Annotated in this window: 8 protein-coding genes; 2 read left to right on the top strand and 6 right to left on the bottom strand. The window is 40.4% G+C overall.

The genetic code is table 11. The annotated features are described in order from the left end of the window. Positions 1-12: 12 nt before the first annotated feature. The 3 genes from WD048_03290 to WD048_03280 all read right to left on the bottom strand — a co-directional run bounded on the left by WD048_03290 (position 13) and on the right by WD048_03280 (position 6,721). A complete protein-coding gene (locus WD048_03290; GenBank protein MEX0811214.1) occupies positions 13-2,667 on the bottom strand; it encodes an N-6 DNA methylase in 2,655 nt (884 codons plus the stop codon). Between the two features lie 386 nt (positions 2,668-3,053). Beyond that, positions 3,054-5,885 carry a T9SS type A sorting domain-containing protein gene (locus WD048_03285; GenBank protein ID MEX0811213.1) on the bottom strand — a complete coding sequence of 944 codons (2,832 nt, stop codon included), beginning with the start codon at positions 5,883-5,885 and terminating at the stop codon, positions 3,054-3,056. Between the two features lie 206 nt (positions 5,886-6,091). Beyond that, on the bottom strand, positions 6,092-6,721 hold the full coding sequence (locus tag WD048_03280) for a hypothetical protein (protein MEX0811212.1): 630 nt from the start codon (positions 6,719-6,721) through the stop codon (positions 6,092-6,094). Positions 6,722-6,814: 93 nt separating this feature from the next. Between WD048_03280 and WD048_03275 the strand changes: the two genes are divergently transcribed. Beyond that, the gene (locus tag WD048_03275; GenBank protein MEX0811211.1) at positions 6,815-7,606 is read left to right on the top strand and encodes a sterol desaturase family protein; all 792 of its coding nucleotides are present in this window, start codon (positions 6,815-6,817) and stop codon (positions 7,604-7,606) included. 37 nt (positions 7,607-7,643) lie between these two features. On the opposite strand, the gene WD048_03270 is transcribed toward WD048_03275, so the two are convergent. Continuing rightward, a complete protein-coding gene (locus WD048_03270; GenBank protein MEX0811210.1) occupies positions 7,644-9,302 on the bottom strand; it encodes a S8 family serine peptidase in 1,659 nt (552 codons plus the stop codon). Then, positions 9,299-10,021 (bottom strand): hypothetical protein, encoded by a 723-nt coding sequence (locus WD048_03265; GenBank protein MEX0811209.1) that lies wholly within the window; start codon positions 10,019-10,021, stop codon positions 9,299-9,301. Before WD048_03265 ends, WD048_03270 begins: the two co-directional genes overlap by 4 nt. A gap of 101 nt (positions 10,022-10,122) precedes the next feature. Between WD048_03265 and WD048_03260 the strand changes: the two genes are divergently transcribed. Further along, on the top strand, positions 10,123-10,626 hold the full coding sequence (locus WD048_03260) for a GNAT family N-acetyltransferase (GenBank protein MEX0811208.1): 504 nt from the start codon (positions 10,123-10,125) through the stop codon (positions 10,624-10,626). Between the two features lie 37 nt (positions 10,627-10,663). On the opposite strand, the gene WD048_03255 is transcribed toward WD048_03260, so the two are convergent. Continuing rightward, entirely contained in the window at positions 10,664-11,596 is a 933-nt protein-coding gene (locus WD048_03255) for a hypothetical protein (GenBank protein MEX0811207.1), read from the bottom strand. Positions 11,597-11,646 lie beyond the last annotated feature (50 nt).

Raw genomic sequence — 11,646 nt, 5'->3', positions numbered from 1 at the left:
GTCATTGAAAAATTAATGGGATCTTAGATTTATGGTGCTTTTCGACCAGACACTACCTACTTCCGCATCTTCAAATACTTTTTCAGTTATTGTGTAAATCTCATTTAGTTCAGTGCTTTTAATCAATTCTTTTCGGATTCCTTCATAATAGGAATTAAACAATAGTGATTTCGGGATAATAAAATGAACAATTCCTTTGTCAAAAACTTGCAGCATTCGCTCAATAAAAAGTATGTAGAGGTTAGTTTTATATTGTGTAAGTGGAAAATGCTTAGTATAAAACTTCTGAGTTTCCTTATCAATTAAGATTCCATAAGGCGGATTCCCAATCACCACATCAAAACCGCCTTTGTATTCGGTGCGGAAGGCGTGTTCGTAGGAGCAGACAAACCCTTCTATTATCTTTTCTATCTTTTTATTCTGTGGTAGCTCGTGCTTTGTGCGGTTGTTTTGTATGTATTCAATTGTATGCCAGAGTTGCTTCTCATCTTCAATTTCATTGCAGCCAAACTTTTGTGTCCACAGGGATACCGATTTTTCTTTTCCTTTCTGGACAAGGGGATTAATCCCCTTGCTGCTGTTGTTATCCTTGTTTCCTTCCCGGGCATGGTCAGTACCAGGATCTTGGGCAAGGGGTTTCAACCCCTTGTTGTTGCTATTGCTATCAGGGGGCTGAAGCCTCTTGTTGAACATGCGAGCAGTTCTGCCCTTTATCTTTTGCATTATACCGGAGACTTCCTCTTCATCACATACCAACAACAAATGCATGTGATCGCCACAAATATTATAGGCCATTACATTCAGCCCGTCTTCGTCAATTATCTCAGCTACCGTATTTGTAACCAGGAGTTCATCCTCCGGTTCCAGCCAAATAGGTTGTGCTTTTGGACGCAGGCCATTGTCGCGTTTCTCCCGCACATTGTAATCAACCATCCGCTGTGAGGTACGGCTGTCGTGCGTAGCTGTGGTAATGTGAAAGGCTTTTTTATTCTTTTCGGGAAATACGTTTGAAAATTCCTTTTGCCAGTTAAAAGCCTTTCCCCCTGCCACTTTCGGATCATCAATCAGCGAATTGCCACATTTGATGTTATTGTTAAGGGATGTGAGCTTGCGCCCTCTTTGTGCCGTGCGCAGCCATAGGGACAGCTTGGCGATTTCTACGCTTTCCTCATTGATGTCAACCCCATAAATGTTTTGCTCAAGGATATGCGTTTCAATATCGCTCAACACCATTGGTGATTTGTGGTATTGGGCAGTCAGTTCATCGAGGTAGCGGTGTTCGTCAATGAGAAATTCCAGTGCCTGGTTGAGGAAAGCACCGGAACCACAGGCCGGGTCGCAAATTTTCAAATCAAGCAGCCAATCCCGGTAGGCTTTTAAGTCCTCTATACCCTTTTTGGACCGTTTACTGGCCTGGCCAAAGCGTTCATCAGTAATTTTGAGTTTTTCTTTCTTTTCTTCGCAGAGTTTGCCAATGGTATTTTCAACAATATATTTGGTGATGTATTTAGGCGTATAGAAAACGCCATCCTTTTTCCGCTTGCTTTTACTCTTGTCTATCTCCTGCCCTTCCAGTTCGGCTGTGATGATCTCAATTTCGCTCAGCGAGTTTTCAAAGATGTGTCCGAGAATGTTTACATCTACTTCACTCTGAAAATCGTAAGCAGTGAGTTTCTGCGTATGTTTCAATAATACTTCATCGTCAATTTTGATGTTATCCAAAATCAAATCTTCCAGAAATAAACCACCGTTATACCCAAAGATTTCCGCCCTGTCGCCTCTTGCTGGCCTGCCGGAATTGATAAATCCAAAATACTGCTTGTAAATTTCATACAAGCTCTTACTCTCTCCCCAATCTTTATCATGACTCCATTTCTCAATAATCTTGGAAATTGAATTGGGAGGCAATAATCCGCTATCTTCTGAAAAGAAAATGAACAGGAAACGGTCGAGGAGTTTCTGTGTTTTCTTAAACATCATCAATTGATCATCCTGCGGATGATTCTTGACCATATTGTGCCACAAGTCCGTTCTAAAAACTGAATAATCCTTATACAATTGCTTGGTAATGTTCTCTTCCGCAAGTAGGCTCTCTTCTTTTACTTTAAGTGGAACACCACTCAACAAATTATCAGCGTTTAAACAAAGCCAGAGTAACTTGAAATCATCAAGAGAAAGTGTAAAAAGATTAAATTCAATATGATCTACGGCATTGTGAATGAAAAATCGGAGCTTTTCAAAATTGGAAGTAATCACATAAACACAAGCTGAATGATTGTTTTTGTAATTGAAAGCTTGTTCATTGACTTTATCCAGATCTTTGGTGTCGGTTCCTTTCAGTTCGATAATGCCCAATACCTTATTTTTAGCCAAGGGAGCATGCTCCCTTGTTAAAATGGCTCCATCCGTCTTCTTCGCTCCCTTTTCATTTTTGAGTTCGGTGGTAAGATTGAAATCTGGCTCAGGATTAAGTGTATAGCCCAAAATTTTCACAAACAACTCCCTCAGAAATCCTTCTTGAAACTGTTCTTCTTTTGAATTCCTGATATTTTGTTGCCGAGCAGAATCATGAAAGTAGGCAATGAACTTTTCATAAGCTGCATTTACAACCTTGTCGTCTTGTGATTTGAGGTGCTTATTGAGAACTGAGTTTTGGAAAAATGACATTTATGCTTTCTATTACTTTTGCAAAATTTAAGTCTGAAATATACAAGAAATCATCAATAATAATCTTATAAGTTGGAAAGGGTGTGCTTACTCAAACAAGGGAGCATGCTCCCTTGTCGTACATCCGTTAGAAAGCAAATACCACTTAATTGTCTACCCTATCTATTTTTAATTTCATTCCCGACAAGGGGTTTAAACCCCTTGCTGTTGAAACGATTCCGCCACTACCCCATCTATTTCTGATTTCAATTCCCAGCCTTTATTAATGTATTCTATAAACCCGGACAAGGAGCCTAAACCCCTTTTGGTAAAGACGATGATAATGGAAATGAAGTCGAAGCAGCATCTCTATGGTTCCCACCTTTTCTCTATCAGAGTTGAGTGCCCTAATAAACATCTACTTTCAGGGAAAAGTCAGTTCCCTGACTTACAATACGCAGCAAATAAAGTCCAGGAGCCAAATTGTCAACAGGAACTTGAACTTTACTGAGCTGGTCAAAATGTTGAACAAAGATGGATTTGCCCTCAATGTTGTATAATTGCAAAGTTACTTGATTTACAGATTGGTCGAACTCAACTGAGAATTCGTCCCCACCCACAGGATTTGGGTAAATATGCACATTACCCTCTTGTAAATATGATTCAGTGCTCTGCATGTCAATACTAAATTTATCCGTAACATCATATGGCACTTGCAAATTTCCAGCCTGATCTTTGCAAATTTCCACATGCAGATCAATATCCGGCAATACTTCTGAAGCATTTACTACATCATAGGTGGCAACAAACTTCAATGAATTTGCCCAGTAACTGCTGTTGATATTATAGCTCATTGTTTTTGCCAGCGGGTCTTCGGCAGGAAATATAACTGCAGGCTTCATTGAGGTGTCCATTTCTTCATTGTATAAGATGCTAAGGTTGAACGAGCCAACACCTGTATGTGTATCCGTAACCACAGTCACATTTGGTGTTATTAAAACAATCTCTGGATTCTCAGTGTCAATTGTAAACAAATTGGGTGTTTCACATTCAACCTGTACATATTTTGCCAAATTCTGTCCACCTGAAACACGAACATTAATGCTATCCATTCTTTCATTGGCATCTACTACGTTATAAGTCAATTCATGCTCAACTTTTGAAGACCAGTCAGCAGCTACTTGCGTTAAACTCTGTGCCATTGGATTGTCTTTAGGGAAATTAACTGTAGGTGTAATCGATGTGTCCATTGGTTCATCAAAATTGATTGTAATCACAAAAGTATTGGCTCCGGTGTCAGCATCAGCAATCACAAGTTTATTAGCGAAAATGGAATTTACCTTTGGCTTGAGCTTATTTCTTTCGAAATAATCCGCTGCAAAATAAAACGCCTGCGGGCCAATTATGGCGCCCATAAAACGGCCATTAATGTCATCGGCTGGCGGATGAATGCCTCCCCAGATGCGCGAAAGACTACACTGATCGGAAGCATCCCGGTAGGTGGCCCATTGTAGAGTTACATCTTTACTCGGGCCGTCCTCAAATACCAAAAATTCATCTTTGGGTGCATGAAACTCTCCCATACCACCAGGGAAATATTCATCTCCTGTAATAAGCGTTAGCACTTCCGCTGCAGCACGTGAATAAGTTGAGTGACCGGAAACGTATCCAGCGAAAGGAGGCGTAATAAAGGTGGGGCGTTGATAAGGCCACCAATTTTCTGCTAAAATCCAGTCCACTCCTGCAACATCTGTTGCAGGGTTGCTAATAGAGTCGGGTCCTTGCCAGGCATATAACTTAATCTTGTCAACATGCTGATAGTTATTTCCTGCAAGCGAATCCGTAGAATCAACTACTTCAATATAACCCGGAACCAGGGGAATACCATTTTTAGAATAATTTGATAATGAGGTATCAGTGCTTTGTCCCTGGCCAGCCATATAACGAATAGCCGAAATTGGCCGTATGTAATCATACCAACCTTTCACACTCCAGGAACTAATAGCCACATCATGCATAGTACCTCCCAATGTGAAGTAGCATTTAACATCCCATTCAAGCTCATCAATTGTCGCTCCCTGCCCTTGCCACTTCCTTTTTGACATAGGATGATCATTGACGTAGTTTAAAATCGTGAACCAGTGACCCGGAGGTGTTTCTGAATCGGGGCCATCTGCCCAAAATTCGGCCAGTACACGCGTGTAATCGCCTCTTGGCACCATCTGTGGAGCATAAGGTTGCCCTGTCACCGGGTTCATGGAATGACCAGGGCTTGGGTCTCCTCCATTGATTCGATCATAGAAATTGGGGTAATCCGAAAAATTTGTTGGGTAATTCTGAATGTTGCCGATTCCAGAGGGAGAAATATCCCACATTACACTGTCTGCAGGATCAAGATGGGCTGACCACACTGCGGTAAGCGAAAATGTCAACTTGTATTCATTCGAAAGTCCACCGCCATTGGCTGTGTCAAGCAAGGGTGGAGGACCCGGATCGTGCCAAATGTTGTAAGTATTGCCATTTCTCGTTCGAGTGGTTTTATCTGCATCCGTCAATGAAAAAGGTGTTACATCACCCCATTCAGGGCTTAAAAAATCGGGTATGTTAATCGGGATTATATTTCCCGATTGGTCAATAAAAACATCGAGCGTTAAAGGTTGCCAACGATTGGGATCAAGAATATCTGGATTACCCGGAAGTTCAGGAATCAAGGTTGGATTAGCAGGAGTATAGTAAGCATTATCATAGCTAAACTGTTCCCGTGAACCATCTTGTAAACCAAAATCAATGTATGATTGTGCAATATAATTCCCCAAAGCTGCTGGACTACCCGAGGCATAATTAACGCTGTGAAAGCTGGTATCGTAGCCCATGGCCAGGAATATTGAATCAATATTGCGAAAAATCACTGACACACCCGGTGCATTACTAAAGCGATGTCGCAACAAGCGGTATGCTGCATAGCTAATGGCTTCTTCTCTTGCTGCGGTTTTATCTGCTGGTATTGGTATGCATAAAAAAGGACAAACAAATGTATCAACCGTATCTCCTAACAAATAAGGCGCTGCAGATCTGTCATAAGCTGCCCAGGCATCATACATTGCAGCAGAGACATGAAATAGGTTTCTTGCATGAATGGTAGGACGGGCAAAGTCATTGCGAATGGCATCTAAAAGTGCATCATTCCATTGTCGTGCTACGGAATGTTGAGCTGTTGCCTCAAAAGAAAAAATGCTCACTAACAGAAACATTAATGAAATCCTGTATAAAACCATAGAAAATATTTAAAATTCAGGAGTAACGCAGAATAAATGTAATTAATTTAGATAACAATTTCCAGAAAATATTGTTACAATCCTCTTTACAGCCAATATAGTTCATAAACCATTTGATCGATTCCTGCCGCTACCTTACTTGTTTCTAATTTCAACTTTTGCTTAGACAATCACCTCAAAAACCCCTGCGCCCGCACGGATTTGTGGATTTCCTTTATGTCTTCGGGGATTTCTGCTCTCAATAGCCAATTGACATCAAAGCCATTATTTATGGCCATTTTCATCAAAGAATGATTGGCGGAAATCAATTCGCCCAATTGAGTCAATGGTTCTCTGAATTCTACAAAGTAATCTTCGTCCAAAGCCTGAATAAGCATTAAAATCTTGAAAGCCCGAGCGATAATATAAATGCAGAGTTTGTACTTCCTTTGTATTGAACTCTCCTCAATTATAGAATTGGTCTCCTTCAGGGCTTCGTTCAGCATAAGTAAATTCAGGCTTGCCTCGCCAAATTTATCCTTGGTGGTATAGACATGTTCGTTTATCTCACCGCTCACATCCCGCAAACACATCATAAGGTGGCCAGGGCTATGAACCCACTCAGCGATATTAAAAAACTTTGTTTTTATGCGCGTTTCCAATTCCGTTCTTTTTTCATCTACAGAATCGGTGCTGAGCAGCTCAAAATGCAGTCTATTCGCCAGTGCCAAATCTTTTTTCAGCAATCTTAAAATCAATTTGTCCTTTTCCTCGGGCGGCAATGCCTTTATTGCCAATTTAAAATCCTTTTCAAATCTCATCATATCGGTTTTATTCCTGTCAAATATATCTGTTTCACTTTTTAAAGCAGAAAGATTTATCATAAAACCCCAAGCATTCTGTAATTTCACAGTGTGAAAAAATCAGCACCCTATATTGATTCACTGGTGATCGCAATCATTGTGCTGTCGGGTTTATTGCATCCCGATCCCCTTGTTTTTTACAAGAGTGCTGTTCAGGTATTTTTCATCATTATCATTCCTTTGTTTACTTTCAGCTTTTTGGTTTACCGCTTTTCCGAGCGATATGGAAACCGCATTCAGGGCATTCGCAAAAAGTTTCCGCCCATTGCCAAAGAAGCCTTTGGATCTGGACGAGCGGCCTTTATTGTTTCCTTTATGGCAGCATGGCCAATTGGCTTAAGCAGAGCGGGTTATGAAACAGGATTGGTCTGGACATTGGAGGAAATGGGCTTAGATTGGTGGATGGTTGTTTTGCAAATGTACTTTGGAATTATTGCCGTAGATGCCTGGACCTATTGGAAGCACCGCCTCTTGCACACCAAATTGTTTTTCCCTTTTCACAAGCACCACCATTCTTTCCGCGACCCCACTCCTTTTGCGGGATTTGCTGTTGGTCCAGTGGAAACGGTGCTTACTTTTTGGCCTTTGTTATTGATTTGCATTCCCGAAGCCAAACATTTTGCTCCGCTCTATTACACGGCAATTGTCTCTTTCGTGCTATTAAATCTTTACCTGCATTGCGGTGTTACGTTTAAATTTTTGGAGAAATTGCTTCCCAAAGTATTGCTGAACAGCTCAGCCTGGCACAATGTGCACTACAGCGATGTCAATGCCAATTTCGGAGAGGTATCCTTTATTTGGGACAAAATCTGCAAGACAAGCAGGGAAAGCTTGAAGTATTGATTGATGCTTGGGGGTTTTTAAACGAACGGTATAAAACTCACAGCTTCAGTACTTTCACCACTTCCCAGGAATCTTCTCGCTGTATTCTTACGAAATACACGCCTCTGTGAAGCGTCTGTATTCCGTTCATTCTCATTTCAGAATAAACCCCAGCTTCAAGTTGCCAGTCGTTTTCAAATACTATTCTTCCGATATAATCCACCAATTGCACTTTCACTGTTTCTGCTTCTTCCACTTTCATCAGTAAGTTTAAGTGGTCTGTAAACGGATTGGGGAAAACATTGGCTTCCAGCGCTTTTATATTTCCATTGCCACCTTCATTCAAGGCCAGCAAATACGCTTTGCCAAAGTTGGGAATACCATAGCCGTAATCATTATCCGGATTGTGATAGCGATCTGAACTCTGGCGAATCACTTCCAGCATTTCAGCGCTGCTCAAATCTGGAGCTGCCTGCCACAAACATGCAGCCATTCCAGAAATGTGCGGTGCAGAAAAAGAAGTGCCATTGCCTTTTCGCACATCTCCATTTTGATCTATTAAAGCAGTATTCCACCCCACTCCCACTACATCGGGTTTGATGCGGCCATCATAGCTCGGACCGCGAGAACTGAATGGTGCCAAATCACCCGCAGTATTCACCGCACCAACTGTCAATACACCATCGGCATCGGCAGGAGCAGTGATATAATACCAATCAGAACTACCGGAATTTCCTGCACTGGTCACAACCAAAATACCCTTTTTGGCAGCCATAGTTGCCCCCCTTGTAATAGCAGTGGTTTGCCCATCCATATCACTGTAACTGTAGTTTAGAGTAGTGTCCTGAAAAGTACTGTAGCCCAGTGATGAATTGATAATATCCACGCCCATGCTATCGGCCTTTTCTGCCGCCAATATCCAAAAATGCTCTTCTATGGGGTATTCGCTGTCCGTGTTTTCAGTTCTGAAAAGTACATAATTGGCATCGGGAGCAGCACCTGTAAATTGACTGTCAATTTTTCCGCCCATTACCGACAAAACCAGGGTTCCGTGTGTACTTTTTGCATAAATATCAGGGCTATTTTTCACCAGGTCTCCTCCTTTCGATACGCGGTTGTCGGCATAAAGGTCAGAAAAGGCTGAAATTTCGGGTGTCCCTGAAAAACCGGCATCCAGAACAGCAATAGTTTTACCCTTTCCGGTGTAGGATTTATCATGTAGGTATTTGCCGTTTACCAACTCCATCTGCGCATCGGCAGCACCATATGTATTATGGGCAAAAACCAGGGATTTCTTTTCCCTTACTGCTACCGGTCTGGGAATATCCTCTTCTTCAATTCGGTAAACAGGTTTTATATCTGTCACAAAGCTTTCATTGGAAAGGGCTGATAATTGAGTAGAGTCATTTATTTCAACAATCAGGGAATTCAACCATTTTGAACTGCCCAAAACCTCAATGCCCAATTGTGCTACCTGCTGAATGTATGCCGGATTAACGGGCAAATCAGAGCTGTCAATTGGAATTCCTGCTTTTCCCCTGCGAATCAAAGCTTTTTGGGATAGGAAGGAATTGGCATCTTCAATACTGTATGGGGTACCTTTTTTGTCTTTTAATTCTACCCAGTAACGTGTATAGCGATAAGTTTGGGCATAGATCAGGAAATCACTAAATAAAACAGTGGAGAAGAGTACAATTAAAAATGCAGTCTTTTTCATTTTTTATAATCCAGAATATTCATTCTCAGGATAAAACCAGACTCAGGTTTAGACCAGGGATTGCTCACATTTTGTTTTTCCAGGTGCAAAAATTCCCTTTCTATTAAACCAACCCCCCTGGCGTATCGTTCTTCGGAAAAGGTTTTTTCTATCAGGTTTTCTTCATCAATATGTGCAACAAGCAGGGTTTCTGAGAAGGTGTTGCCATTTACTGTAGCTGGAACACCTGTCTCAGTAATTTCGTATTCCCAGCCTTCATAATAATCTATTTCAGGCGTGATTTTAAGGAATTTATTGCCCCTCCAGGTTTGTCCCACATCGGGAGGAAATACCAGTTTGATGAAGCGAAGATTTTCTTCAATTCGTTCAGCAGATGTTTGATTTAGCACTGAATACCATGCGTTTTTTATACGCCAACTCTGCGTGGAATCTTTGCGTACGTAACGTTCAATGCGATTTGCTTCCCTACCTTCATTATCTATAAATATAGATTCGATGTATTCTCTTATCTGATACCTGTTGGTATCTGAACGTGGCGGATTGAAATTGTTGTCAAAAGTGATGGAGTCAACTTGATAAATGACATAATGCCCGGTGTCAACAGGATAGTAATCGTATTGATAATCCGGCTGGTAATCGCTGTTCTTTTTACTGCAAGAAAAAATAAAGAAAAGCACTAAAGCCAATATCAGTAACAACCCGGTTTTTGTAAAATTCATAAGGCTAAAAATAAGAAATATACGGGTAATGGATAGAATCAAAATTGTAATTATACTTTAGCAAAATGGTTATGAATTTTGAAACTGCATAAGGCTATAAAATGAAAATTTTTCAAAACATACAAATTAAGCCCTTATATGATGTTGAAGAACTGCTTTATGTACTGCAAAATGCTGAAGATTATGTAATCAAAGCAGATGGAGTGATGCCCGATTTAAATATGGCCGAGGCAATACTCAAAGAAAAACCACCTGGAACTCAAGAATTTCAAAAAATAGTTTTGGGCATTTACTACAAAGATCAAATCATTGGTTTTTTCGATTTGATCCTGGATTACCCCAATCAATCCACAATGCACATTGGTCTTTTGTTGATTGTAAAAACATATAGAGCTAAAGGTTTTGGCACATTATTGATAAATGAGCTAAAGGATATCGCAAGTTTTCTCGGCTATAAAAAGCTTAGGGCCGCCATTATTGAAGAAAACAAATCGGTTGAAAAGTTTTGGTTAAAATCAGGTTTTACAGCCGCTGGAATTATAAAAGAATTTGAAGGAAAAAACAACAGGTCAAGTTGTGGGATATACGAATGCGTTATTCAATAAGCATATAAAAACTGAGCATTGATCAAAAAATTTCACTCTAAAAAGTCCTTGAAAAATTCACCCCAAAAGCAAATTGCTGATCAATGGTTGGGTAACCATAAATATTGAAACTCATGTCTTTGCCCTTAAGAGAACGGTTGGCGATCAGGTTCCAGGAGCCCATTGCAATTGCAAGAGATCCAAAGCCTATATTTGCCAAGGAAATATTTTTCATGGGTTTAGTATTAGGATGGTCGATAGTGGTCATCTTTGAATACACCAATGCCCCTATGGCGATTTGCCAAGCACCTGTTGCCAATCCTGTTATGGAATGCCTCCTATGATCTACACCTCTTACTGCCTGAATTGTATTTACGGTACTTAGAGTAAGGTTGCCTCCAGTAGAAAGGGCTGAGAATAAACCATAAAATGTGATTGTAACTTCACTTGGATATCCATACTTTGGCTGAATCATTGCACATTCCTCTTTGGTCAATCCACTGGATCTAATCCATTCATCTACATCAGTATCGCTCATAGCCAATATTTCTTCGTATTTGTACTTCTCGTTTATTGACTCTACCACTTCCCTTCCAAGACTTTGTTCTATCATATATCCAACCGCACAAATCCTTCCGTGTTTATCAATAAAACAAGGTCTGCGCTCACCAGGATAATCATAATTTTTCGGGAAGATTCCAGCAAGTCTGTACTCACGAAGCAGGTTGAGCATCTCAGCTCTTTTAGATTTTAAATCAGGCGATGAATGAGAAACATCCTTGGCTCTAAGTAGGCTTTCCACATATTTTAAGTGGGTATGGATACGGGTGTTTTCATCAGTATCTTTATGTGGTTTTGCATCAAATTTTTCTATAAAAGAAATATCTCCGATTAAAGCATTGACACTTTGTTTATTTGCCTTTGGGACATTATTACAGGACCAAAATACTGGTTGAAAAAGCAGAAAACATACAACTATAAGCCTATGCATACCATCTTTAATTTACAGGTAAGCAATATACAATTTAATTGTGAAAATTA

The organism is Chitinophagales bacterium, assembly GCA_040877935.1.
Lineage (GTDB): Bacteria > Bacteroidota > Bacteroidia > Chitinophagales > CAIOSU01 > JBBDNB01.
The sequence above is the reverse complement of the archived record's forward strand: the minus strand, read 5'-3'. Positions and strand labels throughout refer to the sequence as shown.